General features: G+C 57.0%; 26 protein-coding genes and 2 pseudogenes. 17 read left to right on the forward strand and 11 right to left on the reverse strand.

All coding sequences use genetic code 11. The annotated features are described in order from the left end of the window. Positions 1–19: 19 nt before the first annotated feature. Complete coding sequence (locus tag ABE456_RS02890) at positions 20–1,438, reverse strand: heavy metal sensor histidine kinase (protein ID WP_013974872.1); 1,419 nt, start codon at positions 1,436–1,438, stop codon at positions 20–22. Further along, positions 1,435–2,109, reverse strand: a complete 675-nt coding sequence (locus ABE456_RS02895; protein WP_094010859.1) for a heavy metal response regulator transcription factor — start codon at positions 2,107–2,109, stop codon at positions 1,435–1,437. Before ABE456_RS02895 ends, ABE456_RS02890 begins: the two co-directional genes overlap by 4 nt. Before the next feature lie 699 nt (positions 2,110–2,808). Between ABE456_RS02895 and ABE456_RS02900 the strand changes: the two genes are divergently transcribed. Then, positions 2,809–3,135 carry a DUF2790 domain-containing protein gene (locus ABE456_RS02900; RefSeq protein ID WP_013974870.1) on the forward strand — a complete coding sequence of 109 codons (327 nt, stop codon included), beginning with the start codon at positions 2,809–2,811 and terminating at the stop codon, positions 3,133–3,135. Positions 3,136–3,167: 32 nt separating this feature from the next. Here ABE456_RS02900 and ABE456_RS02905 read toward each other — a convergent pair whose 3' ends face one another. The 3 genes from ABE456_RS02905 to ABE456_RS02915 all read right to left on the reverse strand — a co-directional run bounded on the left by ABE456_RS02905 (position 3,168) and on the right by ABE456_RS02915 (position 4,835). Next, positions 3,168–3,518 carry a DUF3147 family protein gene (locus ABE456_RS02905; RefSeq protein ID WP_346642622.1) on the reverse strand — a complete coding sequence of 117 codons (351 nt, stop codon included), beginning with the start codon at positions 3,516–3,518 and terminating at the stop codon, positions 3,168–3,170. A gap of 155 nt (positions 3,519–3,673) precedes the next feature. After that, positions 3,674–4,579, reverse strand: a complete 906-nt coding sequence (locus ABE456_RS02910; RefSeq protein WP_346642623.1) for a cation diffusion facilitator family transporter — start codon at positions 4,577–4,579, stop codon at positions 3,674–3,676. 55 nt (positions 4,580–4,634) lie between these two features. Continuing rightward, entirely contained in the window at positions 4,635–4,835 is a 201-nt protein-coding gene (locus ABE456_RS02915) for a zinc ribbon domain-containing protein (RefSeq protein WP_224459391.1), read from the reverse strand. Between ABE456_RS02915 and ABE456_RS02920 the strand changes: the two genes are divergently transcribed. The 4 genes and pseudogenes from ABE456_RS02920 to ABE456_RS02935 all read left to right on the forward strand — a co-directional run bounded on the left by ABE456_RS02920 (position 4,806) and on the right by ABE456_RS02935 (position 8,602). Further along, on the forward strand, positions 4,806–4,964 hold the full coding sequence (locus ABE456_RS02920) for a hypothetical protein (protein WP_224459398.1): 159 nt from the start codon (positions 4,806–4,808) through the stop codon (positions 4,962–4,964). The two genes, ABE456_RS02915 and ABE456_RS02920, sit on opposite strands and share 30 nt — an antisense overlap. A 507-nt stretch (positions 4,965–5,471) precedes the next feature. Further along, complete coding sequence (locus ABE456_RS02925) at positions 5,472–7,169, forward strand: phosphoethanolamine--lipid A transferase (RefSeq protein ID WP_346642624.1); 1,698 nt, start codon at positions 5,472–5,474, stop codon at positions 7,167–7,169. Positions 7,170–7,570: 401 nt separating this feature from the next. Beyond that, positions 7,571–8,014: pseudogene (locus ABE456_RS02930) on the forward strand (MarR family transcriptional regulator); the annotation flags it as partial. Positions 8,015–8,077: 63 nt separating this feature from the next. Further along, positions 8,078–8,602, forward strand: coding sequence for an arsinothricin resistance N-acetyltransferase ArsN1 family A (locus ABE456_RS02935; RefSeq protein ID WP_346642653.1), 525 nt, complete (start codon positions 8,078–8,080; stop codon positions 8,600–8,602). On the opposite strand, the pseudogene ABE456_RS02940 reads toward ABE456_RS02935, so the two are convergent. Together ABE456_RS02940 and ABE456_RS02945 are read right to left on the reverse strand one after the other, a co-directional pair. After that, positions 8,577–9,620: pseudogene (locus ABE456_RS02940) on the reverse strand (FAD-dependent oxidoreductase); the annotation flags it as partial. The gene ABE456_RS02935 and the pseudogene ABE456_RS02940 overlap by 26 nt on opposite strands. 42 nt (positions 9,621–9,662) lie before the next feature. Next, a complete protein-coding gene (locus ABE456_RS02945; RefSeq protein ID WP_225789575.1) occupies positions 9,663–10,001 on the reverse strand; it encodes a metalloregulator ArsR/SmtB family transcription factor in 339 nt (112 codons plus the stop codon). A gap of 116 nt (positions 10,002–10,117) precedes the next feature. On the opposite strand from ABE456_RS02945, the gene ABE456_RS02950 reads away from it, so the two are divergent. From ABE456_RS02950 to arsJ, 8 genes are read left to right on the forward strand one after another with little or no spacing between them, the layout of a single operon-like run. Then, a complete protein-coding gene (locus ABE456_RS02950; RefSeq protein ID WP_225789576.1) occupies positions 10,118–10,531 on the forward strand; it encodes an arsenate reductase ArsC in 414 nt (137 codons plus the stop codon). Between the two features lie 8 nt (positions 10,532–10,539). Next, on the forward strand, positions 10,540–10,896 hold the full coding sequence (locus tag ABE456_RS02955; protein ID WP_129931833.1) for a metalloregulator ArsR/SmtB family transcription factor: 357 nt from the start codon (positions 10,540–10,542) through the stop codon (positions 10,894–10,896). A gap of 19 nt (positions 10,897–10,915) precedes the next feature. Then, positions 10,916–11,386, forward strand: a complete 471-nt coding sequence (locus ABE456_RS02960) for an arsenate reductase ArsC (protein ID WP_094010868.1) — start codon at positions 10,916–10,918, stop codon at positions 11,384–11,386. A gap of 18 nt (positions 11,387–11,404) precedes the next feature. Next, positions 11,405–12,466 (forward strand): ACR3 family arsenite efflux transporter, encoded by a 1,062-nt coding sequence (gene arsB / locus ABE456_RS02965; protein WP_135192580.1) that lies wholly within the window; start codon positions 11,405–11,407, stop codon positions 12,464–12,466. A gap of 3 nt (positions 12,467–12,469) precedes the next feature. Beyond that, entirely contained in the window at positions 12,470–13,186 is a 717-nt protein-coding gene (gene arsH, locus ABE456_RS02970) for an arsenical resistance protein ArsH (protein WP_051096016.1), read from the forward strand. Between the two features lie 12 nt (positions 13,187–13,198). Beyond that, the gene (locus tag ABE456_RS02975) at positions 13,199–13,702 is read left to right on the forward strand and encodes a dual specificity protein phosphatase family protein (protein ID WP_094010870.1); all 504 of its coding nucleotides are present in this window, start codon (positions 13,199–13,201) and stop codon (positions 13,700–13,702) included. Positions 13,703–13,734: 32 nt separating this feature from the next. Further along, a complete protein-coding gene (locus ABE456_RS02980; RefSeq protein WP_225789580.1) occupies positions 13,735–14,739 on the forward strand; it encodes an ArsJ-associated glyceraldehyde-3-phosphate dehydrogenase in 1,005 nt (334 codons plus the stop codon). A gap of 9 nt (positions 14,740–14,748) precedes the next feature. Continuing rightward, on the forward strand, positions 14,749–15,981 hold the full coding sequence (gene arsJ, locus ABE456_RS02985) for an organoarsenical effux MFS transporter ArsJ (RefSeq protein WP_346642654.1): 1,233 nt from the start codon (positions 14,749–14,751) through the stop codon (positions 15,979–15,981). Positions 15,982–16,837: 856 nt separating this feature from the next. On the opposite strand, the gene ABE456_RS02990 is transcribed toward arsJ, so the two are convergent. The 4 genes from ABE456_RS02990 to ABE456_RS03005 form a co-directional block, all read right to left on the reverse strand. Then, entirely contained in the window at positions 16,838–18,088 is a 1,251-nt protein-coding gene (locus tag ABE456_RS02990) for an OprD family porin (RefSeq protein WP_346642625.1), read from the reverse strand. Between the two features lie 72 nt (positions 18,089–18,160). Beyond that, positions 18,161–19,501, reverse strand: coding sequence for an MFS transporter (locus ABE456_RS02995; protein WP_346642626.1), 1,341 nt, complete (start codon positions 19,499–19,501; stop codon positions 18,161–18,163). An 83-nt stretch (positions 19,502–19,584) separates the two neighbouring features. Continuing rightward, on the reverse strand, positions 19,585–21,123 hold the full coding sequence (locus ABE456_RS03000) for a bifunctional 3-(3-hydroxy-phenyl)propionate/3-hydroxycinnamic acid hydroxylase (protein ID WP_346642627.1): 1,539 nt from the start codon (positions 21,121–21,123) through the stop codon (positions 19,585–19,587). A 54-nt stretch (positions 21,124–21,177) separates the two neighbouring features. Further along, on the reverse strand, positions 21,178–22,023 hold the full coding sequence (locus tag ABE456_RS03005; RefSeq protein ID WP_346642628.1) for a fumarylacetoacetate hydrolase family protein: 846 nt from the start codon (positions 22,021–22,023) through the stop codon (positions 21,178–21,180). Between the two features lie 98 nt (positions 22,024–22,121). On the opposite strand from ABE456_RS03005, the gene ABE456_RS03010 reads away from it, so the two are divergent. From ABE456_RS03010 to hcnB, 4 genes are all read left to right on the forward strand, one after another. Then, the gene (locus ABE456_RS03010; protein WP_346642629.1) at positions 22,122–22,676 is read left to right on the forward strand and encodes a VOC family protein; all 555 of its coding nucleotides are present in this window, start codon (positions 22,122–22,124) and stop codon (positions 22,674–22,676) included. Positions 22,677–22,730: 54 nt separating this feature from the next. Next, positions 22,731–23,486, forward strand: a complete 756-nt coding sequence (locus ABE456_RS03015) for an IclR family transcriptional regulator (RefSeq protein WP_346642630.1) — start codon at positions 22,731–22,733, stop codon at positions 23,484–23,486. 220 nt (positions 23,487–23,706) lie between these two features. Then, on the forward strand, positions 23,707–24,021 hold the full coding sequence (locus tag ABE456_RS03020; protein WP_346642631.1) for a (2Fe-2S)-binding protein: 315 nt from the start codon (positions 23,707–23,709) through the stop codon (positions 24,019–24,021). Then, positions 24,018–25,412 carry a cyanide-forming glycine dehydrogenase subunit HcnB gene (gene hcnB / locus ABE456_RS03025; RefSeq protein WP_346642632.1) on the forward strand — a complete coding sequence of 465 codons (1,395 nt, stop codon included), beginning with the start codon at positions 24,018–24,020 and terminating at the stop codon, positions 25,410–25,412. Before ABE456_RS03020 ends, hcnB begins: the two co-directional genes overlap by 4 nt. Positions 25,413–25,414: the final 2 nt, after the last annotated feature.

A 25,414-nucleotide genomic window follows, 5' to 3' on the forward strand; every position in this document is an offset into this window, starting at 1 on the left:
CTTTTCAAGTGGGCGCGCATCAAGCAGCGGTCTTTGCCGACTGCTTTAGCTGGGCTTCGGGAAAGTGAAGGTGGAACCAGGTGAAATTTTCCTCGGTCACTTCCACGCTCGCCGAGCCTTGATGCAGGCTCATGATCGACTGCACGATGGCAAGGCCAAGACCGGTCCCCCCTTCGCTTCGTGCTCGGCTCTTATCTACGCGGTAGAACCGTTCAAACAAATGCGCATGGTGTTCCTTGGCGATCCCGCGGCCCGGGTTGCCGACGCTCAAGGTCGTGCCGCTACCACCGCGTTGCACTTTCACGTAGACCGTGCGACCGCGAGGGCAGTAGCGAATCGCATTTGACACCAGGTTCGAGACGGCTCGTTGAATCATCAGGCGGTTACCGCGCACCACGTCATCACTGCCAGAGATCTGCAGCTGGATCTCGCCATCCTCTGCCGAAATGCTGAAGAGATCACACACCCGCTGAACTTCATCGACCAGGGACACAGGTTCGAACTCCACCATGGATGCCGGATGACTGACCTGAGCGAGGAACAGCATGTCGGAAACCATGCGGCTCATGCGGTCCAGCTCTTCTGTGCACGACTCCAGCACTTCCCTGTACTCGGGAAGCGATCGCTCTCTGGTCAGTGCAACTTGGGCTTTACCCATCAGGTTGGATAGCGGCGCTCGCAGTTCGTGAGCAAGATCGTCAGAAAACTGCGAGAGCTGCTGAACCCCGTCATCCAGGCGAGCCAGCATGATATTGATACCGTCGGCGAGCTCTTTGAGTTCTGCTGGCATCCCATTAGTCGGCAGACGATGGTCAAGACTCTCGGTGGAGATCTTCGAGGCGACTTTCAGGAACTTGGTCAGAGGCAGCAGACCTCTGCGTACGGTCCACCAGCCGATTGCGAGGATCAGCGCGATGATGAGCGGGGAAATCATCAGGGCCCAGGTGAGCAATGCATCAAGCAGCGCTTCATTGGACGACTGGTCCATAGTCATGTACACGCTGACTTCGGTTCCGTCGCCCAAATTCATGGTGCGAGAAGCTGTCAGCAAGGGGCGGTCCTGGGTGTCGCGCCACTCATGTTCCTTCGGCTGTGCGGATGGTTGAAACTTGTGCACCTCCACGTTGACCTGCTTCGAGCCAATCGAGAGCAGGGGCGTTTCACTCTGCGCCGACTCGAAAATGCTGACGTACAGGTTGTTGTGGCCCATCACCAGATCCACAAGCTGATGTGCGTCTGCGTTGACGCCTGAGATGTCGGAAATCATGGACAGGTTGTGAGCCATGCCCGCCATCTTCACTTCCAGGTCACTGCGAGCATTACGCTCTAGCGCCTGGCCTACCATCAGATACCCGAAGGTGGCGAACAGAAGCAGCAACGCTGCGCTCATCAATCCCACCTTTAATCCCAGCTTTGCAGCCAGGCTGAATGGCCTCATGCGCGTTCCTCAAAAACGTACCCTACGCCACGAAGCGTGTGAATGAGCTTGGTTTCAAACGGGTCATCGATCTTCGAGCGAAGGCGCCGGATAGCGACATCGATGACGTTGGTATCGCAGTCAAAATTCATGTCCCAGACCAACGAAATGATCTGGGAACGAGTCAACGCTTCGCCCGTCCTGCTCATAAGCAGGTGCAGGAGCGAAAATTCCTTGGTGGTAAGGTCGATGCGTGTGCCAGCGCGGAAAACCCGATGGCGCACTGAGTCGAGTTCCAAGTCGGCAATTTTCAGCGAACTCTTCTCGACTAATTCATCACCACGCCGCTGCAGCGAACGGATTCGAGCGAGCAGCTCCGGGAATTCGAAGGGTTTGACAAGGTAATCGTCGGCTCCGCCATCCAAGCCTTTGAGCTTGTCGTTGATGCGACCACGAGCGGTCAGCATGATGATGCGGACCCGGCTGGTTTTCCTGATGGTTTCCAAAAGGTCCCAACCGTCGATGCCAGGAAGGTTTACGTCCAGCAGAACCAACGAATAGACGTTAGTATTGAACAAGTGCAGGGCGTCAACACCATTGTGCACGATATCTACGACATACCCGCTTTCGGATAGGCCCTGCTGAAGATATTCGGCAGTTTTAATTTCGTCTTCCACAACTAGAACGCGCATAACTTATCTCAAGGTGTGAGGAAGGAATTGGCCTAATCCGCCAAGACTGTGGTTGCAGGCAGTTTGAAGGTTCGGCTGAGTGCATGACATCTGGTAGTCGCTACCTCTGTCCATACGCCGGGGTCACCTGAGGACGCTTGAATCTTAACGCGAAGACGCTGGCCGCGGCGAAATCCTACAAATTTGTAATGTAGCCGCAAGATTGCTGACAGTCATGACGGCTTTCCCTACTGAGCTTAGCGGATTCTGTGGCTTGCAGCGGTTATCAGTCCTCAGGACTGACAGGAGGATCCGGCCGAGAGGGGTGGCGTTTCTGCCAAGCTGCTCAGCATTTATGGCGTTCAATCCTACAAGCTCAAGCTCCGAGTGGTAGCAAGCCACCGATCGTTCGCCCCTTTGATAACGGGCTTAAACCGGCCAGCATGCATGGCTTTTCATCTTAATTGGGCAAGAATAATTACTTTACAATCTATTACATGTCCAAATTGTAATTTCACAATCATCTTGTCGTTAGCCGCTTTTGCTAGTTTAAGAACAGCACACAGGCAGCGCTGCTTTGGGCCAGTCTCATCTGAAGCAGCATGGCGGGAGTAACGATACCCTGCTCACGCCAATGCATTCACCTTGGAACCATACGCTCCTTTGGTAAGGTGAATTTTAGCGCCCCGCCATGGGCGCTTTTTTATTAATGGACTTCTCATGAAAACAACTATATCGGCTATTGCCGCGTTCATGCTTTTCTCTGCACTGTCGACAAATGCCCAAAGTAGCGTTCAGATCAACGACGATCTTGAGCAGTCTGCCAGGAAGGCTACAGAACGCTATGCACAGAGCGTGAAGAAACCCATGCCCGAGCTTGAAGATTACGCATACGGTATGGATTTGGACGTTGGCAAGTTGGTGTACGTCTCGCCTAGCGTGCGGTACTGCGGGAATGTGAGAAGCATGATGACTTACGAGGATTCCAAGGGCGAACTGCACATGGTTCGCTACCTCGTGAAAGGTGAGTGCATCAACAGCCGGTAAGCGGTGACCGAGTGCTTTCCTCTACACCCGACTCAAAGCAACTCGATGCCCAATCGCCTTAGAAGTAGGGCAAATCCTCCGAAGCTCGCCATGGTGATGAGGATGCTGGAGATAAGTGTTGGCCAGAATCCCAACTTGCTCAGCAGTGCCGGAAACGCGATAAACATCGGCAGCGTTGGAATCACATACCAGAACGTGTACCAGGCATGATTGGAAATCTTCTCCATGCTCTGGTTCTCCAAGTAGAGCCAGATGAGCGTCAAGACGGTGACCAATGGCAGGGCGGCAACCAAGCCGCCCAGCTTGTCACTGCGCTTTGCCAGCTCAGACACGATAATCACTATCGCGGCAGTGACCAGGTACTTCGTAATGATCCAAGCCATCGCTGAACCTACTTGAGCTAGTGGAGTGGATCTCCTGGGATCATTCGCCAGGCACTCACGACGTGCTTCTGCTGTCGCCTATCCATCCTTACCTTTCCTCGACAACACCCCCCCGACGTTGGCGGCGGTGTGTTGATCAGGTGTCTACCGGCCGATCAATGCGACGGCGACGGAACGTTCTCGTGGAAAGCTGCGCGCTCGATCTGAATGGTGCAGTGATGGATTTCGAACGCGTCGCTGACTGCATCCACGACGGCCGCTAGCACAGCATCTCCATCTGCTGCGTCTCGGACGACCACGTGCGACGTCATCACGTTGCTTCCGCTGCTGACGGCCCAAACGTGCAAGTCATGGACATCCGTGACGCCGTCGACCTTGAGGATCGTGGCCTCGATTGCCGCCACGTTGAGTCCCCGGGGTACACCTTCCATAAGAATTCCCAAGCTCTCTCGAAGCAATTGCCAAGTCCGCGGTAATACCCAAAGGCCGATCGCTACGGCGACAACCGTGTCGACCCAGGTCCAGCCGGTAAAGCGGATAATGAGGGCGGCGATGATCACACCCAACGATCCGAGCATGTCGCTCCAGACTTCGAGGTAGGCGCCTTTGACGTTGAGGCTCTCGTTGCTGGCAGATGCCAGCAGTCGCATTGAAATCAGGTTGATGATCAGGCCGGCAATCGCGATCCCCATCATTGTCCCGGTGGCGATCTCCGCTGGCATGAAGAAGCGCTGGTAGGCCTCGTACAAGATGTACATCGCCACCAGGAAGAGCAGCACGGCGTTGAACGTGGAGGCTAGGATCTCCAACCGCGCATAGCCAAAGGTTCTTTTCTGATCCGCCGGCCGCTTGGCGATCTGAAGCGCAATCAACGAAATTGCCAAAGCGGCGGTGTCGGTGAACATGTGAGACGCATCCGACAGCAACGCCAGGCTGCCGGTAATCCATGCGCCGATCACTTCAGCGATCATGAAGCTACCGGTCAGGACCAATGCCATGACTAGTTTCTTCTGATGCCCCTCACGAAGCGCGGCACTGCCATGATCATGATTCGATCCCACGTATTTCTCCTTGCACAGGGTAGTGGTCGCGTTGGATTTCCAGTGTGGCCATGCGCTAATGGGTGGCTTGGCCGCACTGGCTGCAGAATTTTGCTCCTGCTGTCAGGGATGAGCCGCAGGCCGTGCAACCACTCGATAGTGGTGTTCCGCAGTTTAGACAAAAGCGTGCGGACGGGGCGTTTGCGGTCCGGCAGTGCCTGCAAGTCTGCAGATCTTTGATTGGGGCTTGAGCTATTACGCGACCATCCTCAATCACCCGGTCATTACTGTCGCAGGATTGCTGCTGCTCGAAGCGACCATGCCGGTCATGTCGATCACTCCCGTGCCCACTACCGTGATGCTTGCCACCGCCGTGGTTGCCACGGCCGTGGTGGCCGCCCAATAAATTTTTGAGAAAACTCATGGTATTCGTCCCTCATCGATAGGTGACATCAGCACGAGCAAAAGGTGAAAGAAGTGTTCTGCTCGTTAGAATGACTTTTAAGTTAAAGTAAAAGTTCAAAATTAGCGTACGACAAAACGAAGCTGGTTTGTTTATGAAATTTAATTTAATTCGCCAGATGGCATTGACTACTCAAAGAGTCGGACCTATCCGATTTTTTATCATAGCCTGAGCATTTACAATCGAAAAAGTCATTATCGCGATTCTGTCAGCATTGTAATCGCGAAGTCATCATGACGTTATCGTGTGGCGGAAATAATGCGCCTAGCGAGAGCTAATTTCTCATTTAATCCTATGCCTCACACATCCTAAGCGTCCTCAGGCTAAGGGGATCAAGGTCTCTGGCGCTCTGTACGGCCTGATTCGCTCAGTGTCTGTCGATGGCTTGCCGTTTAGCTCCCGACTATTCATAACCAGCGCCATGGATGAGCAGCTCCCTAGAGTTTGATAATGACACCTTCTAAATCCATTGTTCACATCCTGTTAAGTAAATGGATCCATGCTATTCGCAAAGTCAGACAGGAAGGCATCAGCACCAATTTACTCATCGCGCTAGTAACTTTTTGGTTGTTGTTGTTCGCGAACGCTGAGCTTTGGCGTGTGCTCTGGCGCCTGGCATTCAACACTGATGAAGTTAACTGGTTGCTCGCCGCCAGCCTGCCAGTCGTAGTGTTCGTTTGGGTGTTCACCGTACTTAGCTTGCTGTCATGGTCAAGACTCGCAAAACCTCTGCTGTGCCTGGTGCTGATCAGCGCGTCGTTCGCCAGCTACTTCATGAGTGCTTACGGCATCGTCATTGATTACACGATGTTCACCAACGTCGTGGAGACCGACGTCGGTGAGGTGTCCGAGCTACTGAACTGGAAACTTGGCCTCTGGGTGGCAATGGTAGGGGTATTGCCCGTCTACCTGATCTGTCTGGTGCCCCTGCGACGCAAGCCCTGGACCAAAGCGTTGGGTAGCAGACTCATCGTCCTGTCGCTCGCACTGGTAACCCTTGCTGGTATCGTGCTGAGCCAGTACCAGTCTTATGCCTCCCTCCTACGCAACAACCGGGAGATCCGGCTCATTCTGGTTCCCACCAATTTGTTTGCTGCCGGTCATGGTTACCTGAAACGCAAGCTGGCCACACCGAAAGCGCTGACCTCCATCGGTACCGACGCCGTGGTGACCAGGCAGGGAGCGGCTCGTAAACCCAAGCTACTGGTACTGGCAGTCGGGGAGACCGCACGTTCCGCCAACTTCTCTCTGAATGGCTACTCCCGCGATACCAATCCTGAGCTGGAAAAGCGCAATGTCATCAGCTTCTCGAATGTGAGTTCTTGCGGCACCGCCACCGCGGTTTCGCTGCCATGCATGTTCTTGGACGTCGGTAGGGATGATTACAAGGACGGTTTGGCCAAGAGCCGCGAAGGGCTGCTCGATGTGCTTCAGCGCGCAGGCATCAGTATCATGTGGGCTGATAACAATTCGGGCTGCAAAGGGGTCTGTGATCGGGTGCCAAACCACAAGGCTACCCAACACGCAGATGCTCAGCTGTGCGGCAGCGACGAGTGCAAGGACGGTGTATTGCTCTCTGAGATGGAGGACTTCATCAAGCGTCAGGAAGGCGATGCAGTCCTGGTGCTCCACTACAAGGGTAGTCACGGCCCGGCCTACTACAAGCGCTACCCCACGCAGTTCAAGAAATTCGGGCCGGTTTGCGAGACCAATGAGCTCGACAAATGTGAGCAGCAGGAAGTGATCAATGCCTATGACAATTCGATCCTCTACACCGACTACGTCACGGCTGGGCTGATCGATATTCTGGCCGCGAACAGCAAATTCGACACTGCGCTGATGTACGTTTCGGACCACGGGGAGTCACTGGGAGAGGGTGGTCTTTACCTGCATGGGCTGCCCTATGCGATGGCCCCAGATGAGCAAACCAAGGTGCCATTGATGCTCTGGATGTCTGATTCTCTTGCGAAAAGCGAACGCCTCAATGTGGGCTGCTTGAAAGCACAGACGAGCTCGCCACTGAGCCACGACAACCTGTTCCACACCGTACTCGGGATGATGAACGTCCAGACATCCTCGTATCGCTCAGCTCTTGATTTTACTGCCCCTTGCAAGACTTTGACCGGAAGCACCTATTCAGGCCTCTAATGCTGCAAAGGGCTGAACACGTGAGGTCGATAGCGATTCCACATCGAGTTGCTTTGACAGCAGCCAGAAGCTCGACTAACTACATAGCAGTACTCAACAACCCAAGCGGAAAAGGAAATTTGCATGAGCATCAAGCCAGGCCCTAAACGCACCAACGAAGATGGCACTCCGGACAAGAGGCAGCGGGTCACGCCTGAGAAGCAGAAGGATCACCCAGACCTGAAACCCCACAAACATAAAAAGGGGGAGTAGGCAGAAAAGCAGCTCTTCCGAGCTGCTTTTTTAACTGCATACCCATAATCCATCCGCGTAACCGATCAACCACAATCAATTTGCTGGTCAATGTTGACGACCGCATCCTTCAGCCATAACGTTGTGAGTAACAACTAATTGGAAATGCCATGTCGGGCAAGCACAGCGACGATCTCAGCCGGGATGCTGAAGATCTCCACGAAGCCTTACCCAGCTCTTGCACGTTTACCAATTCAGGGATCGCGACCGCATATGCTGCCACGACGTATCGGTAACTCAGTGCTACGCGGTTGAAGCTTTGGTAGAGCAGGGATCACTCCGTCTCCAGGGTCCTGGCCGAGCAGATGTTCTTGGACAAGAGCAAAGCCAGCCGTGTCGTCGATACCCTGGAGCGAAAGGGGTATGTCGCCCGAGTAGAAGATCCAGAAGATCGTCGGGCGGTCCAGGTGCAAGCTACCGAAGCCGGCGTCGACCTCTACGAACGCTTTCGTGCCAGCCTGATCGCCGAAGAGAAGGCAATGATCAGCTGCCTGCCGCCAGACGTACGTCAAGGGGCCCTGACGCTGCTACGCCAATTGACTCGTGCTACCCAGCCCAGCGGCAAGAAAAGTGAAGCCTCTTTAACCAAGTCGTTCCATCTCCCCAAAGGAAGCCAGATGCACATTCGCCTCGCTGAAACCGGTGATGCTCCGGCCATTGCCGAGATCTACAATCAGGGGATCGAAGACCGCAACTCTACGTTCGAGACCCAGCCGCGTACTGCCACAGATATACAGCCCTGGGTTGCCGATATGTCTCTCTATCCAGTGCTGGTCGTCGAGCTGGACGGGGCGGTAGTGGCGTGGGCGAACCTGAGCAGTTACCGCGCGCGTTCCTGCTACGTCGGCATCGCCGACTTCTCGATCTATCTTCACCGTGACGTCCGCAGACGGGGCATCGGCAAGGCGCTGCTCAAGGCATTGCTCAGCGAGGCTGAGGCACGTGGTTTCTGGAAGGTCCTTTCCCGCATTTTCACCTTCAACGAGGCGAGCCTCGCGCTTTGCCAGTCCTGCGGCTTCAGGACGATTGGCGTCTATGAGAAGCACGCTTGCCTTGAAGGCCGCTGGCTGGATTGCGCGATCGTTGAACGGGTGCTTCCGTCGAACCAACCCGTTCTAGATGACGAAGCAGTTGAGGAATGAGATAGCCCGCGTCAGTCCCTACACCCCTGAGGGTTGCCGAGGCGAAGTTCCTTTGCTTGGGCAGCCCGACGAAGTACAGGCCGGCTACCTGATCTGCCACGCCGTTTTGCTGCAGGACATGACCTTGCTGGTCGGCGACTGGAAGCTTTGTCAGAAACTCCATGTTCGGCCGGAAACCGGTGGCGAAGATCAGCGCATCGGTCTGGTGGGTGGTTCCATCTGGCCAGACGACGCCGTCAGGCAACACCTGCTGGAACATCGCTCTGCGCTGGAGCCGCCCGGTATCCAAGGCCTTCCGGTACTTGCCGGTATCCAGCACAGGCGTGCTCTGGTCACTCAACCAGCGCGTGTGCTCCAGCCGGGTGAATTTCAACCAAGTGTGAAAATCGAGTCCCAGGATCCGCTGGGGGAAGAAGCGGATCTTCTCGCGGGTCGCCAGCACCACCTGCGCAACGTTGGCAAGCTCGTAGGCAATTTGTACCGCCGAGTTCGCCGCGCCGACCACAACGACACGCTGGCCAGCAAAGGCCTCAGGCGTTCGATACGCCGAGCTGTGCAGACAGGTACCTGAAAAGCTTTTCAGGCCAGGAACGTCAGGCATGTACGGACGGCTGAATCCTCCTGATGCAGCTACCACCGCACGAGCCGCGAAGGTCGATCCATTGGCAGCGCGAACCTCGAATGTCTTGTCCTTTTGTACGACCGTCACCACTCTGGTACCGCCCTGGAAAGGCAGTTGAAACTGGGCGGCGTATGCCTCTAGGTACTGCACCACTTCGTCTCGCAGCGGATAGCCCTTGCGATCGCCGGGAAGCACCATTCCCGGTAGCGAGGAGTACTCCGCTGGGGAGAACAATTGCAGGCTGTCGTAGTAGTTACGCCAGTTCCCACCAGGGGATGCCTGCTCATCCAAGATGAGGAACTTCACGCCGTGCTGCTGCAAATGCCAGCCAGTCGCCAAACCTGCTTGCCCACCACCAATGACGACTACATCTAGAATTTGATTCGAATAATTCATGTATGCGCACTCGTGCATATATAGGGGCAAAAAAAGGCCGGCCTACGGACAGCACAGCGAAACCAGATCTTTGGTTCGCTGGAGAAGACCTTCCAGACGCTCGACGATCGCCTCACCATTCACTTCATAGAACACCTGTCTGCCCACCTTGTTGGCTTTCACGATCTGGGCGGAATGCAATACCTGTAGGTGCCTGGAGATCACCGAGCGCTCCTGCGGCAGGTCCTTGGCGATTTCGCCGACATCCGCCAGGCCCAGCAAAAGCACGCGCTTGAAAACCGCGACTCTGGAAGGCTCGCAAAGCGCTTTGAAGAAGGCCTCGTCCAGCGACTCGATGGCGGCGTCGATGGCTTGGGCGCGGAGATTTTGGTTGATCGTCATGCGGCACAATATATGTGCATGATCACGCACATGTAAAGCCACCCATCATCGAGGGGTTGCGATATATTCGGAAAAGCGTATATTCGAAAAACCATATACGAGTTGGGTACCAAGTGATGACTGGCAAGATCCGCGTCCTGTTTGTTTGCACCGCAAACACTGCTCGCTCCCAGCTCGCCGAAGCTTTGCTCCGGCACACAGACCCTGTGAATTTCGAAGCTTTCAGCGCAGGTACCCAGCCTGGGCAAGTCGATCCGCGCACCTATGACGCCCTCGAATATCTCGATATCGATACCAAAGCTCTACGCAGCAAGTCCATCGACGAGTTTGCAGGGGAACGGTTCGACTACGTGATTACGCTCTGCGACAAGGCAGCCCATGAGTGCCATACATTGCCGACTTTCGGCGAGGTTCTGGCGTGGAACTTCGAAGACCCTGTCACCAGTGACCAACACGATGCCTTCCGACACACGCTCCACGAGATTCATGAGCGCATCAAGATGTTCGTCCTCGTGAAAACTAAACACTGAGAATTGCTATGACTGACTCGCTGACACCTACCAAGGTTTTCAAATGCCTCGCCGACGAGAACCGCATTCGGATGATGCTGCTGATCGCTCGCGAGGAAGAACTCTGCGTCTGTGAACTGACCTGCGCGCTGGAAGAAAGCCAGCCCAAGGTTTCCCGCCACCTGGCGCAACTGCGCACGTGTGACCTGCTGGAAGACCGGCGTCAGGGCCAGTGGGTTTATTACCGCCTGCATCCATCGCTTCCCGGCTGGGTACGTGAGGTCCTGGCGACGACGCTGGAGGCCAACCGCGAATGGCTGAGTGCTAGCACTAAACGACTGGACACAATGGGTGACCGCCCTCAACGCGTCGCCTCCTGCTGCTGATCATTGCCGAGAAAAACCGATGAAAGTTCTGTTCCTCTGCACCGCAAATAGCTGCCGCAGCATCCTCTCCGAGGCTGTTTTCAATCATCTGGCCCCGGCCGGCATGAAGGCCTACAGCGCCGGCAGCCAGCCAAAGGGTGAGGTGCACCCGCTGTCCATCACCGCGCTGCAGCGTGCCGGTATCTCCACCGAGGGCCTCAGCAGCAAGTCCAGTGACGCGCATGCGGAGCTGGCACCGGACTTTGTCATCACCGTCTGCGACAAGGCCGCTGGCGAAGCCTGCCCCGTGTTCTTCGGACCAGCAGTGAAAGCCCACTGGGGACTTTCTGACCCTTCGGATTTGCACGTTAGTGCCGCAGAGTTGGACGCGGCATTCGACAACACACTTGAGCAGATCAAGCGACGCCTCAAGGCATTCATCGCACTGCCTTTCGACCAAATGGATGCCGCCCAGCTCAAGGTCGAGCTGGCCCGCATCGGAACGCTCTGACGTTTTGGGAGATCCACTATGAGCAAAAGCCGACTTTCATTCCTAGACCGCTACCTGACGGTCTGGATCTTTCTGGCCATGGGCCTGGGCATTGGTCTGGGCAGCCTGTTCCAGGGATTGCCTGCGTGGCTGAATAGCCTGTCGGTAGGCTCGACAAACATCCCCATCGCCATTGGCCTCATCGTCATGATGTACCCACCTCTGGCGAAGGTGAAATACGAGGAGTTGCCGCAAGTCTTCAAGGACAAGCGCATCCTTGCTCTGTCGCTGATCCAGAACTGGGTGATCGGCCCGGTCCTGATGTTCGGGCTAGCCGTTGTCTTCCTTTCCGACAAGCCTGAGTACATGACCGGCCTGATCCTCATCGGCCTGGCACGCTGCATCGCCATGGTGCTGGTGTGGAACCAGATCGCCGGTGGCAACAACCAGTACGTGGCCGGTCTGGTCGCCTTCAACAGCATTTTCCAGATCTTGTTCTTCAGCGTGTACGCCTGGATCTTCCTGGGCCTGTTGCCGCCGCTGTTTGGCCTTGAAGGTAGCGTCATTGAGACCAGCTTCCTCGATATCGCCCAATCGGTGCTGATTTATCTGGGCATCCCGTTCCTGGCTGGTTTCCTGACCCGCAAGATCCTGATCAGCAGCAAGGGCGAGACCTGGTACCAAGAGCGCTTCATCCCGAAGATCAGCCCGCTGACCCTCGTGGCACTGCTGCTGACCATCGTCGCCATGTTCAGCCTGAAAGGCGACATGGTGCTGCAACTGCCGCTGGATGTGTTGCGCATCGCTATCCCGCTGACGATCTACTTTGTGGTGATGTTCTTCATCAGCTTCTGGATGGGCAAGCTGCTGGAAGCTGACTACCCACGTACCACTGCGCTGGCGTTCACCGCAGCGAGCAACAACTTTGAACTGGCCATTGCCGTGGCCATCGCCACCTTCGGTCTTGCCTCGCCGGTCGCGTTTGCCACCGTCATCGGGCCCTTGGTGGAAGTGCCGGTACTGATCTCCCTGGTGGGCGTGGCCTTGTGGCTCAAGCGCCGCTGGTTCGATCAGCCATCTGGCGCCTTGTCTCAGGAGTAAATCATGACCGAACACCACATCCCCAATATCGACAACGATCTGGTCGACCTGCCGACAGCAGACAAGTTGGCAGTCGAGCAAAAGTCCACCCACAAGCCTCGCATTCTGCTGCTGTACGGATCGACCCGCGAACGCTCGTTCAGCCGCCTGCTGACGGAAGAAGCGGCACGCCTGCTAGAGCACTTCGGTGCCGAGACGCGGATCTTCAATCCGACCGGGCTGCCACTGGCGGATGACGTGCCCGATGACCACCCCATGGTCAAGGAGCTGCGCGATCTGGTGCTGTGGTCCGAAGGCATGGTCTGGTGCTCGCCGGAACGCCACGGTGCAATGACCGGCGTGTTCAAGTCGCAGATCGACTGGATTCCACTGAGCATGGGCGCCGTGCGCCCCACGCAAGGCAAAACCCTCGCGGTGATGCAGGTCTGCGGCGGCTCGCAGTCGTTCAACGTGGTCAACCAGCTGCGCGTCCTCGGCCGCTGGATGCGCATGTTCACCATCCCTAACCAGTCGTCCGTGCCGAAGGCCTACCTGGAATTTGACGAGGCGGGTCGTATGAAACCCTCCTCGTACTACGACCGTGTCGTCGACGTAATGGAGGAGCTGGTGAAGTTCACCCTGCTGCTTCGTGATCGCTCCGACTACCTGGTCGATCGCTACTCCGAACGTAAAGAGTCTGCTGAAGAACTATCCAAGCGTGTCAATCAACGATCCATTTGAGGCTTTGTGAGCATGCAATTGCACCCGTATTCCGTGTTGGCTAATTCCGAACTGGTCGGCCAGCTGATCTTCACTCCGTGCCCAGGTACCAAGGAGACATCGGTATCTCAGGCTCTGGCAACGTTGCACGATGCCGGCGCGAGCGCGCTGGTAACCCTGATGCCGAGTGAAGAACTGCTGCAGAACGAGATCGATCTGCTTCCCGAGGAGTGCCAACTGCTGGGCCTCGAATGGTTCCACCTGCCGGTCGAGGACGACGAAGCGCCCGGTGAGCCGTTTGCGGCCGCCTGGGAGGCTCACCGGGAACGCCTGAAAGAGCTGGTGATGACCGGTAAGACGATCGCCATTCACTGCAAGGGCGGCTCTGGCCGCACCGGCCTGTTTGCCGCCCGCCTGATGATCGAGTGCGGCATCCCTGTGCAGGAAGCTGTTTCCCAGGTCCAGGCCCTGCGTCCACGTGCGATCCAGAACCCTGCGCACGTTGGGTATATCAACCAGTTCAGCGACACCCTCTGACCTTTCGCTAATCGCGATTCGAGAACAAGAACATGGCTATCAAAGTAGGTATCAATGGGTTTGGCCGTATTGGTCGCTTGGCGCTTCGCGCATCCTGGGACTGGCCGAAATTCGAGTTTGTGCAGATCAATGACCCGGCCGGTGACGCCGAGACCCATGCCCATCTGATCAACTTCGATTCGATCCACGGACGCTGGCACCGTGAAGCCCGCGCAGAGGGTGACGCGGTAGTGATCGAGGGCAAGCGCATCAAGGTCACCGCCAACAAGACCATCGCGGACACCGACTGGTCGGGCTGCGACCTGGTCATCGAGGCCAGCGGCAAGATGAAGTCGGTAGCCGTACTCCAGGCCTACCTAGATCAAGGCGTCAAACGTGTGGTCGTCTGCGCTCCAGTGAAGGAGAAAGGCGCACTGAACGTGGTGATGGGCGTCAACCAGCACCTATTCGACCCGGCGCAGCATCGTATCGTCACCGCCGCCTCCTGCACCACTAACTGCCTGGCTCCGGTGGTCAAGGTGATTCACGAGAACCTGGGCATCCGCCACGGCTCGATCACCACCATTCACGACCTCACCAATACCCAGAGCATCCTCGATACACCGCACAAGGACCTGCGACGCGCCCGAGCCTCGGGCATGAGCCTGATCCCGACCACCACGGGATCTGCCACCGCAATCGCCGAGATCTTCCCCGAGCTGCGCGGCAAGCTGAATGGTCACGCTGTACGTGTACCACTGGCCAACGCCTCGCTGACCGACTGCGTGTTCGAAGTGGAACGAGAGACGACGGCTGAAGAGGTCAACGCGCTGCTGAAAGCCGCAGCCGAAGGGCCGCTGAAGGACATCCTGGGCTACGAAGAACGCCCCTTGGTGTCCATCGACTACCGCACCGATCCACGCTCCTCAATCATCGATGCGCTGTCCACCCTCGTAGTCAACTGTACCCAAGTGAAGATCTACGCCTGGTACGACAACGAGTGGGGCTACGCCAACCGTGCGGTTGAACTGGCACGCCTGGTCGGCGCAGCGGAGTAAATGGCGATCATGAAGGCGTTGTCAGCCCTGTCTGCGGAAGTGCGTCAGTACCTGCTGGTTACCGGCAATTACTGGGCCTTCACCCTCACCGACGGCGCATTGCGCATGTTGGTGGTACTGCACTTCCATTCGCTGGGCTACACGCCGCTGCAGATTGCGGCGCTGTTCCTGTTCTACGAAGTGTTCGGCGTGATCACCAACCTCGTGGGTGGCTACCTCGGCGCCCGCCTGGGGTTAAACCGCACGATGAACATCGGCCTTGGAATGCAGGTGGTTGCCCTGCTGATGCTCACGGTACCAGCAGCCTCGCTGACGGTGCCGTGGGTGATGGCCGCCCAGGCGCTCTCCGGCATCGCCAAGGACCTGAACAAGATGAGCGCCAAGAGCTCCATCAAGCTCTTGGTACCGGGCAGCCAACAGGGGACGCTCTACAAATGGGTGGCCATCCTGACGGGCTCGAAGAACGCGCTCAAAGGCGTGGGCTTCTTAGTTGGCGGAGCACTGCTCGCGTTGCTCGGTTTTACCCTGGCGGTGCTGGCCATGGCGGCGGTGCTGGCCCTGATCTGGATCGGTAGTCTGATGCTGCTGAAAAAGGACTTGGGCAAGGCCAAGGCCAAACCGAAGTTCCGCGACATGCTGTCCAAGAGCCGGGCCATCAACATCCTTTCGGCTGCACGACTGTTTCTCTTCGGTGCCAGGGACGTCTGGTTCGTAGTGGCGCTGCCGGTGTACTTGAGTACCGCTTTTGGTTGGGACTTTTGGCTGGTCGGTGGCTTCTTGGCCGCGTGGATCATTGGCTATGGCATCGTCCAGTCGTTTGCTCCTCACATCACCGGCAGGAAGCGCGGTCATGTACCCGACGGTCGAGCGGCCTTTATCTGGGCGATCGCCCTGGCTGGACTGCCCGCGCTCATTGGTATGGGCCTATCGGCAGGCTGGTCGGCCCAGGTAGTACTGCTCGGCGGGCTGATGCTGTTCGGTGTGCTGTTCGCGGTGAACTCATCGCTGCACAGCTACCTGATCGTCAGCTACGCCAAGGAAGACGGCGTCTCCCTGGACGTAGGCTTCTACTACATGTCCAACGCCTTGGGGCGGCTGGTCGGCACGCTGCTGTCAGGCTGGGTGTTCCAAGCCTATGGTTTGCAGGCCTGCCTGTGGATTTCTAGCATGTTCGTATTGGCCGCCGCGCTCATCTCGATCGGGTTGCCCAGACGCAGCGAAATGGCGCAGCAGACCCACTGAACGTAAAGGGAGAGCGGAGGCGCTCAAGCCTCCGCTTTCACCATGAACTGCTGGATCTCAGCAACAGTGCTGCGGGCTGTACGGGTCACGTAAACCTGGCGGGCTCCATGGCTATGTTCTTGCTTGCGAAGTGGGAATCCAGATCTAGCAATAACTGAGGCAGGATCCCCGCTCAAAGCCGCGTCGTTACTGGCGGGGACAGTTTTAATTCTCTAGCGCAATCGCTGGAAGCAGCTTTTGAGCGGCCTGCGACAGTTTTGCGCTTTCTCCAATCAAGGTCGCAAGCCCCCGGAATTCGGGCTCCCGTTGCGACAGTTTTAATTCTCTAACTTCATAAAAGCTGGTTTCTGAGAATTAACACTGTCGCTAAACAATAAAATCTGTCGCAGAAGGAGGGAGCCGAGCCTGGCTCCCTTCGTCGACACGGTTTTCCTTTTTCCTGTTGCGCTGGCCGCAACCCTGCTTTGACGCTCGTCCATGTCTTTGCAAATTCGGGCCTATGAATCGCTCGCTTCTTCCGTGCGGCGAAATCTACTCCTCAGCTGGCACATAAAAGTTGCACCGGTCTTTGAGCTGCTCGCGACTCGTCACGTTCTGAAGATGGGAGGTCTACACAACTCACGAAGAGACGCGAAGTGATATTTTCGATTACATCGAGATGTTCACTAACCCTAAACACCGACACAGCAGGGCTATGTAACTGTCTTCAGCAGAGTCTGAGAAACGCTATTTTCTGAGCTTCGAGAGTGTCTATGAAAACAAGGGCATTCAACCAGGTGGTTAACTCCGCCTTGGCCTTGTTGTGTGGGACAAAAAAGGACGTCATTTCTGACGTCCAGAAGGGGATGATTGCAGATCAGAAGAGCGCGATCGTGTAGTCGATGTTCACGCGCTGCTCATCGACGTCGCGGAAGTAGTTGCTGGTGTAATGACCTTGACGATAGCGCATAGACAGTCCCTTCGCAGGGCCGGACTGGATGACGTAAGCGAGCTCCCAGGACTGTTCGGTTTCATCGTTGTCACCGCCGGCTCCAGCGAAGTGCACATTGCTGCCATCAATGTACCGGTAGAGCGCGCTCAGCCCTGGGATACCTGCCGCTGCAAAGTCGTACTGGTAACGCGCCTGCCAGGTTCGCTCTTGTGGGTTGCTGAACTCGGACACCAGTGAGCCTTCGGTAATGACGTTTACGTCGGTACCAGCGAGGTAGGGCAAAGCGGTGTCGCCAGTCAGATGCATCTGACCAAATGCCAGCGTATGCCCTGCGACGGAGTAGGACAGGTTGTACTGATACGCTCGGTTGTCCACATGACCGGCTTTGGCCTGGCCATCCTCACGGCTAGCATGGAAGCGCAGGTCTACCTTGAAAGTGCCGGGCCCGATTGGCCATTTCTTCTGCAGCCCCAGGTAGTCCTGTTCATAGATGTCTGTCAGCTGAGCACGGTAGTAGCTGAGCGTGCCGGTTTCGTCAAAAGCCCAGTCCCCGCCGCCGTACAGAAACTCCTTCGATTCAGCACCAGAGGTGAATCGCCGGAATTGGCTGGAGACCTGCAGTGGCTGCCAGTTCGTCGAGTCCCTCAGGTTGATCCGGTCAATCCGGCCGGCTCGGAGAGTTAGGCCATCCAGCTCGCGAGAGCTGATATCCACACCGCGGAAGGTGGGCGGGAAGAGCCGTGACATCACGGGAAGGATGACTGGTAAGAAAGGATCGACCTGGCCGGCTTTCAGCTCCGTTTTGGACAGTTTGAACTTGGCAGTCAGAGCTGCCTCGGCCCAGTGGTCATTTGGCTCTCGGCTGTTTGGGCTGTACGGGATTAGGCCTGTGCCCACTCGATCGGGAGACGTGTCGAGCTTGAACCCTGCCATGGAACTGGCGTCCAGTCCAAAGCCCATAATTCCTGGCGTATAGCCAGATTGAACCTTGAGCAAGAAGCCTTGCGCCCATTCCTGGGCTTGGGATTGGCCACTACCGCTCCGAAAGTCACGATCGAAGTAGTAGTTGCGCAGTTGCAACTTGCCGGTGCTATGCGTGAAAAACCCTTCAGCCTGGGCTTGCCACACGGGCGTGAAGGTGAAGAGAGCGAGGATCGAAAACATCTGTCTGGTCATGGCTTTATTCTTTTTGCAGACGTGAGAGATCACGCCGCGGGGATACCCCGCAGCGAGTCGATGCTTTTTTAATTAGGCGTGAACCGTTGCTCTACGAGTCTGAGCTCTGTTGGTCACCAGCACTGCGCCGATGAGCAGCAAAACGGAGGCATAGCAGATGCCGGCAGCAAAGCTTTGAGTATGATCCTTGAGCACCCCAACCATCGCCGAGCTGACAATCGTGGCAGCGTTGCCGAAAGCGTTGATGAACGCGATGCCGACGACCTTGGCCGCCGACGACAGGTTCTGGTCGGCAAATGCCCAGAAGACGGTCATTGCGCCGAAGGCGCCCGCCGAGGCGAGGCTGATTCCGAGCAGTTGCACGAGAGGGTTCTGCACAAAGGCCGCTGCCATCCAGCCGAGGGCCCCAATCGCAAGAGGCATGAAGGTGTGCCAACGTCGCTCACGCTTGCGATCAGACCGCGCTCCTAGCCAGAGCATCGCAACTACGGTCACCACTTGCGGGATGGCGACCAGGAAGCCAATTGCCACGTTACCGGCACCAGCGCTGAAGCCAGCGATCATCTGCGGCCCCCAGATGTTCACCATACCCATGCTGGTGACCATGCAGAAGTAGATGACCGCAAGGCGGAGGGTGCCGGCAGTAAGCCAGCGCCCGCTGGATGCGCCTGTGCAGTTGCGCTCGGATTCTTCACGATCACGTGCCATCAGTTGGGCATGTACGCGTTTTTCTTCAGTGCTGAGCCAGCGGGCACTTGCAGGCGAATCATCCAGTCGGTACCAGGCGATGATGCCTAGTGCCACGCATGGGAGGCCCTCTACCATGAACAGCCACTGCCAGCCGTGCAGACCCAGGGTGCCGTGTAGCTCAAGCAGAAACCCAGAGACGATCGACCCCAAGGTGGCGGTGACGGGCATGGCGATCATGAAAAGAGCGTTGGCCCGAGAGCGGTACTGGCTGGGGAACCAACGGCTTATGTAGAGCAGCATGCCGGGCAGGAAGCCTGCTTCTGTGATACCCACCAACATCCTTAGGAGATAGAGGCTTTGCTCGTCCCTAGCGAACATGGTGCAGGTGGACGCGATGCCCCAGGCGACCACGAGCACCGCGATCCAGCGACGTGCGCCGATCCGCTCCAACATCAGGTTGCTTGGGATTCCGCAGGCAATGTAGACAGCATAGAAAACCGTGTTGGCAAAACCGAACGCTGCGGCGCTCAGGCCGAGATCACGGCTCATCGTCGCTCCCGCGAAGCCAATGTTGATACGGTCCAGGAAGGAAAACATGAACAGTACAAATAGGAAGCCGAGCAGTCGACGTGACACGCGCGACATTACCTTGTCAGCATTTTCTGAAGACGGCAGCGATGCATCTGCTACCTCCTGAGGGGCAGCCTGGTCGAGGCGTTGCATGATAGGCACTCCGGCATGCTCAAAGCATGCATATTGTTCTTGTAGTAATCGGTAGTTTGGCGGGAGAACCTCCCGCCGGCGCCTTAGGCGCAGTTCGAGCGAATGGCGTTGCTTGCTCGCAGGCTCATGGGAAATGCACGCGACAGCAACGGCTCCAGATCCGCCGAGTCTTTCGCCACACCATACAGATAGCGGTCTGGGCGAATGAGCGCAGCGCTGGTACCCATACTCTCAAGCCAAGCCAACATGACAGGATTATCTGCGGCCCGACACGTTACTGACTTATCGACCAAGCCAAGGGCGACCGACATCAACTCAGGCCGGCAAAGCAGCAAGAAGCGGTATCCGGTCGAGTCATCTATCAAGCTCCCGTCAGACAGACGGAATTGAGGTGTTACCTGTCCCGCAGCCGCTTGCGGAGAGCCATCATGGGCACCTGGGCCCAAGGCAGGCTCAGGAGTACGGAAGTTTTCGATGGCGCAACTCAGGCTCGCATCACGCGCGGCCACTGCCTCACTGTCGGTGGCTTGGATGATATCGCCGAAGCGTACAGCACCTTCGATGAACTCACGGACATGCGGCACGCGTTCGGACTGATAGGTGTCCAAGAGCTCATCGCTTGCTTGGCCAGTCAGTAGCGCATTCAGTTTCCATGCGAGGTTGGCGGCGTCGCGGATACCTGCAGCCATACCCTGGCCCATAAAGGGAGGGGTCTGGTGCGCGGCGTCACCAGCTATCAGCAGACGACCGCGTCGCCACTGCTGCGCGACGACGGAATGGAACATGTAGACCGCAGAGCGCTCGATCTCGGCGTCTTCTGGCCCGATCCATCGAGACAGGCGCTCCCAAATCCATTCCGGGGAACTGATCTGCGCGGAATCGTCGCCAGGCATGACCATCACTTCCCAGCGACGGCGATCACCTGCGCCGCAGATGTAAGTACTTGGACGCTCAGGGTCACAGTACTGGATGGAATACTCGCCAAGTTCAGGCATTGGGCGCTTGAGCATGAAGTCGATGACCAGCCAGCGTTCATGCAGCTGCAGGTCTTCAAGCGTACTACCCATCAGGCGGCGAACCAGCGAGCGGGCTCCGTCACAGCCGATCACGTATTTTGCCCGACTAGTCAGCAGCTCACCGTTGCGCATGTTCTCGTAGCGCAGGTCCACATGGTCGGCATGCTCGCTGATGGCGAAAACATCATGACGGGTCAGCACCTGCACGCCTGGTCGCTCTTGTAGGCGTTCGCGCAGTGCTTGCTCAAGGTCAGGCTGATGAACACGGTAGCAGGAGCTCCATCCGTGGCTACCAAGGTCGACTGGGCGTTGCCATTCGATTAATAGCTCGCCGGCACCATTCACAAACTTCATGCCTGGAGCAGGGCTCACCTGTTCATTTAGGCGGCGCAGCATGCCGATGGATTGGAAAACTCGCATGCACTCGGCGTCGAAGCGAATCGCCCGCGGCAATTGCAAAGGTCCGGCCTCGCGCTCAAGCACTAATACGCTGTGGCCGCACTCTGCCAACAGGTTGGCCAGCACCGCGCCGGTTGGGCCGCAGCCTACGATTGCAACGTCATACACAGTAGGGGTCTGTTCGCTCAGAGGATTTTTATTGTTCATGATTTTCTCATCACTGCGAGGCCCGCCATCGGCGGGCCTTGGTCTTACCAGGGCTCAGTCGTTGGCGACACCATTGACCAGAGTGCCGATGCGGTCGACTTCGATTTCAACCGTGTCACCTGGCTTGAGGAACAGCGGCGGAGTGCGCTTGAGACCGATGCCACCTGGAGTGCCGGTGACGATCACATCACCTGGGACCAGCGGAGTGATGGTGGAGAGGTAAGCAATCAGCTTGGGAATGCTGTGGATCAGTTGGCGGGTAGAGGCGCGCTGCAGTTCAACGCCGTTGACTCGCGTCACCAGGGTCATTTCTTCATCAGGCCCGATCTCATCGGAGGTGACCATCCACGGCCCGAAGCCGCCGGTGCGGTAGAAGTTTTTGCCTGGGCCCCACTGTGGGGTATGCAGTTGCCAGTCACGGACCGAGCCGTCGTTGTAGCAGGAGTAGCCAGCGATGTGATCCCACGAATCCTCCTCACTGATTCGGCGACCAGGCTTACCGATGATCACGGCGATCTCACCTTCGTAGTCGAAACGATCGGACTCGCGCGGGCGGAGCAGCGGCTCGCCGTGGCCAACCTGAGAGGCTGGTACGCGCAGGAAAATCATAGGCTGTGCAGTGCTTTCCCGGTTGGTCTCTGCAACGTGGTCTGCGTAGTTTAGGCCCACGCAGAAGATCTGCTCTGGGTTCGGGATGACCGGCAGGAGAGCTACATCTTCCAGACGGTAGTCGGGAGCACCACCTGCTTCGAGGGCCACAGCGACCGGATCGGGTTGGGCCAGCAGCGCGCGCAGGTCATCGGCGCGTCCGGCCAGGCGGCGGCCCAGATCCACGATGCCGTCTTGAGTGAGGTACCCGTAGCTTGGGCGGTTGTCGGACATGAAGCTGAGAAATTTCACTTTGGTGACTCCTTGTTTTTATCACATTGCGATAATTTGTTGCATGGAGACTGATCCTGAAATACAGTCATGTCAACAATTATCGAATGGTGATAAAAATGCACAGCCAAACAGGCCTTTCTTTCAACCACATGGGCATTTATGTCCATGATCTGGATGCCATGGAGTCGTTCTACACCGGTGTTCTGGGTTTCACCGTGACGGACCGAGGAAGTTTGCAGGGGCCAGTAGGCCCGGTGGAGCTTGTGTTCCTGAGCCGGGACCCGCGCACCCACCACCAGATTGTGTTGGCCAGCGGCCGTCCGGAAAAGCTGGAGTTCAACCCAATCAACCAGATTTCCCTTGCTGCCGATTCGTTGGCCACTTTGCGCCAGGTGTACCACCTCCTCGTTGATCGAGGCGCACGGGATATCGATGCGATCACCCATGGCAACGCTGTCTCGTTCTACGTTCGGGACCCTGAGGGGAATCGCTTGGAGTTGTTCTTTGATACTCCCTGGTACGTCAGCCAGCCGATGAAGGTTCCAGTGGACCTAGAACTGCCGGACGACGAGCTCCTCGCTGTAGTTGAGAAGCACGCCAGGAGCCTGCCTGGGTTCTGCTCGCGTACCGAATGGGAAAAACGCATGCACGAGCTGATGAATGCCAGTTGATTCTTCGTTGCTCTGCAGGCAGTACAATGGGTTCATTTCTCACAAGGTGCCCAAATGTCCAGCCTGAACCGCATGCTGTCGGTACTCGACGTTTTTACCAGCGAACGCCCCGTGTGGGAGGCTGACGCGATCGTCGAGGCGCTGGGCTGCTCCACCCCAACGGGGTACCGGTACCTGAAAGAGCTGATGCAGGCAGGTCTGCTGCAGCGGCTCAATGGCGGTTACTACGCCTTGGGGCCTCGTATTGCGCTGCTGGACTACATCATCCGGACAACCGATCCACTGCTGGGCCTGAGCATTCCACTGATGCGCGAGCTCGTCGAAAAGACGGAATGCCGCTGCGTGCTGTCTCGAATGGACGGGGATTTCTTCCTCGACCTGCACCATGAGCGGCCGGAGCGCGATGTGCAGCTGAACTATGGACGGGGTCGACCACGCCCATTGTTCTTGGGCGGGGCACCGAAGGTCATCATTGCTCACTATCAACCGAAGAAGCTTCGGTCCCTGTACGACCGGCACGCCGATGAAATTTCCTCTGCGGGGATCAGCCAGAACTGGGAAGACTTCCAGCAGGCCATGCTAGCTATTCGACGCGATGGGTTCTACGAGTCTCACGGCGAGCTGGAAGAAGGCATCGCCTCCTTGTCTGTCCCAGTGAGGTTTTCCAGCAAAGAGAATTGCGCAGCGCTCGCGTTGGTCACCACCACCAGCCGCTTTGAAGTCACTGATCGCACCAAGTTGTTAGAGGTGATGCGCAAGACAGCTCAGCGAATCAGCGCTGGCGTGGCAGAGTTCGGCATACAGCTGTAGCCGGCGAAATTCCGTGACCCGTTGATGCAAGCTGGAAGCACCGTGCTAGAGGGGTGCGACAGTTTTTATTCTCTAAATCCCAAAGCCCTCCACACGGAGGGCTTTTTTCTTTCAATCATTTAGGAAATTGCTCAGCAAACCGTACGATCCAGATCATATTTCAATATCGATGGCTGCATTAACTTGACCGCTCTGATCCCGAAATTGAGCGGTACGAGTGATGCAGATACATGAACGAAAATACGACATCCAACCCATCGAGGAAGGGCAACTTACCCTTTATCTGAATGACATGGCTGTTGCAGCGGCCGCTGGTGAAACCGTCTTGAGCGTTTTGAGCGCCGTGGGGGTGCGCCAGCTTGCCCGCAATGATCACGGTCAGCTCAGCGGTTCGTACTGCGGCATGGGGGTTTGCCATTGTTGCCTGGTTGCCATCGATGGCATGCCTAAACGCCGTGCCTGCCAGACGCTGGTACGGGACGGCATGCGCGTCGAGACCCAGGTCAACCAAGTCAGCCAGGAGCGCCGTTCATGAGCCAGCGCCCGATCATTGTCGGAGGAGGCCCTGCGGGAATGGCCGCTGCCATTGAGCTGGCTGAACATCGTGTTTCCAGCCTGTTGTTCGATGAAGCGTCCCGTACTGGAGGGGTTGTTTACAGGGGGCCGCTACGCGGCGGTGTGGAACTGGATTATCTGGGCAGCCGCTACAGCAAAGCGCTCAGGCAGTTACATGAGGATTTCGGCAAATGCGCGCAATGGGTCGAGACCCGACTTAACAGCCGCATTGTCGGAGGTGATGACCGCCGATTGCTGGCGCTCGATGCCGATGAAAAATTGCACGAAGTTGATTACAGGCATCTGGTGCTGGCAGCTGGCTGTCATGAGCGCAGTGTGCCTTTCCCTGGTTGGACGCTACCGGGCGTGATGCTTCTCGGTGGCCTGCAACTGCAGATCAAGAGTGGTGTTGTAAAACCACTGGGCAAGACTTTGATTGCCGGCACTGGCCCCTTGCTGCCACTGGTAGCGTGCCAGTTGCATGCTGCCGGCGCAGAGGTGGCTGGCGTTTACGAGGCCTGTGCATTCAATCGGATGGCCAAGGAATGCCTGGCCTTGATGAACAAGCCGCAACTGTTCCTTCAAGGTTTGAGCCTGCTGGCCTACATGAAGCTGCATGGCATAACCATGCACTATGGCTGGGGTGTGGTGAAAGCCGAAGGTGGTGCGGAGTTGGGCGAGGTGCTGGTGGCCCCTTACGACCAGCACTGGAAAGCCGACCTGAGCCGAGCGCGCAGCGAAACCGCGGAAACACTTGCAGTGGGTTACGGATTCATCCCGCGGACACAACTCAGTCAACAACTGGGGCTGACCCACTCCTACAGTGAAGATGGCTACCTGCGTGCCGATTGCAATGCCTGGCAGCAGAGCAATGCCCCTCATGTTCATCTGGCCGGTGACATGGCTGGCATCTGTGGAGGGGAGGCTGGGCTGCTGACCGGGCGGATTGCAGCGTTATCCATCTTGCAGCAGATGGGGGTGCTCACTATCAAACAAGCGCTGCAAAAGCGTGAGCGCTACCAAAGCAAGTTAGCCACTATTCGACGCTTCCGAGCAGGTGTGGAACGTTACACCGCCCGTGGGCCATTGCAACTTGAGCTGCCTGAGGCAGACACCGTCATTTGCCGTTGTGAACACGTTACGCGCAGTGCCATCGACCTGGCCCTGGAGCAAGGCGTGCCTGATATGGCCAGCCTGAAGATGCGCACCCGGGTGAGCATGGGCGACTGCCAGGGGCGCATGTGCATCGGCTATTGCAGTGATCGCCTGAGGAACGCGACTGGCCAACAGGATGTGGGGTGGTTACGGCCACGCTTCCCTATCGACCCGATCCCGTTCTCAGCGTTCGAGAACCTGCACAAGGAGGCCTGAGC

Source organism: Pseudomonas sp. TWI929, from assembly GCF_039673335.1.
GTDB lineage: Bacteria > Pseudomonadota > Gammaproteobacteria > Pseudomonadales > Pseudomonadaceae > Aquipseudomonas.

Bases quoted from the DNA above. Each gene is read 5' to 3' on its own strand.
- ABE456_RS02890 (WP_013974872.1), bottom strand. From the start codon at position 1,438: ATGAGGCCATTCAGCCTGGCTGCAAAGCTGGGATTAAAGGTGGGATTG.
- ABE456_RS02895 (WP_094010859.1), bottom strand. From the start codon at position 2,109: ATGCGCGTTCTAGTTGTGGAAGACGAAATTAAAACTGCCGAATATCTT.
- ABE456_RS02900 (WP_013974870.1), top strand. From the start codon at position 2,809: ATGAAAACAACTATATCGGCTATTGCCGCGTTCATGCTTTTCTCTGCA.
- ABE456_RS02905 (WP_346642622.1), bottom strand. From the start codon at position 3,518: ATGGCTTGGATCATTACGAAGTACCTGGTCACTGCCGCGATAGTGATT.
- ABE456_RS02925 (WP_346642624.1), top strand. From the start codon at position 5,472: ATGACACCTTCTAAATCCATTGTTCACATCCTGTTAAGTAAATGGATC.
- ABE456_RS02935 (WP_346642653.1), top strand. From the start codon at position 8,078: ATGCACATTCGCCTCGCTGAAACCGGTGATGCTCCGGCCATTGCCGAG.
- ABE456_RS02945 (WP_225789575.1), bottom strand. From the start codon at position 10,001: ATGACGATCAACCAAAATCTCCGCGCCCAAGCCATCGACGCCGCCATC.
- ABE456_RS02950 (WP_225789576.1), top strand. From the start codon at position 10,118: ATGACTGGCAAGATCCGCGTCCTGTTTGTTTGCACCGCAAACACTGCT.
- ABE456_RS02955 (WP_129931833.1), top strand. From the start codon at position 10,540: ATGACTGACTCGCTGACACCTACCAAGGTTTTCAAATGCCTCGCCGAC.
- ABE456_RS02960 (WP_094010868.1), top strand. From the start codon at position 10,916: ATGAAAGTTCTGTTCCTCTGCACCGCAAATAGCTGCCGCAGCATCCTC.
- arsB (WP_135192580.1), top strand. From the start codon at position 11,405: ATGAGCAAAAGCCGACTTTCATTCCTAGACCGCTACCTGACGGTCTGG.
- arsH (WP_051096016.1), top strand. From the start codon at position 12,470: ATGACCGAACACCACATCCCCAATATCGACAACGATCTGGTCGACCTG.
- ABE456_RS02975 (WP_094010870.1), top strand. From the start codon at position 13,199: ATGCAATTGCACCCGTATTCCGTGTTGGCTAATTCCGAACTGGTCGGC.
- ABE456_RS02980 (WP_225789580.1), top strand. From the start codon at position 13,735: ATGGCTATCAAAGTAGGTATCAATGGGTTTGGCCGTATTGGTCGCTTG.
- arsJ (WP_346642654.1), top strand. From the start codon at position 14,749: ATGAAGGCGTTGTCAGCCCTGTCTGCGGAAGTGCGTCAGTACCTGCTG.
- ABE456_RS02990 (WP_346642625.1), bottom strand. From the start codon at position 18,088: ATGACCAGACAGATGTTTTCGATCCTCGCTCTCTTCACCTTCACGCCC.
- ABE456_RS02995 (WP_346642626.1), bottom strand. From the start codon at position 19,501: ATGCAACGCCTCGACCAGGCTGCCCCTCAGGAGGTAGCAGATGCATCG.
- ABE456_RS03000 (WP_346642627.1), bottom strand. From the start codon at position 21,123: ATGAACAATAAAAATCCTCTGAGCGAACAGACCCCTACTGTGTATGAC.
- ABE456_RS03010 (WP_346642629.1), top strand. From the start codon at position 22,122: ATGCACAGCCAAACAGGCCTTTCTTTCAACCACATGGGCATTTATGTC.
- ABE456_RS03015 (WP_346642630.1), top strand. From the start codon at position 22,731: ATGTCCAGCCTGAACCGCATGCTGTCGGTACTCGACGTTTTTACCAGC.
- ABE456_RS03020 (WP_346642631.1), top strand. From the start codon at position 23,707: ATGCAGATACATGAACGAAAATACGACATCCAACCCATCGAGGAAGGG.
- hcnB (WP_346642632.1), top strand. From the start codon at position 24,018: ATGAGCCAGCGCCCGATCATTGTCGGAGGAGGCCCTGCGGGAATGGCC.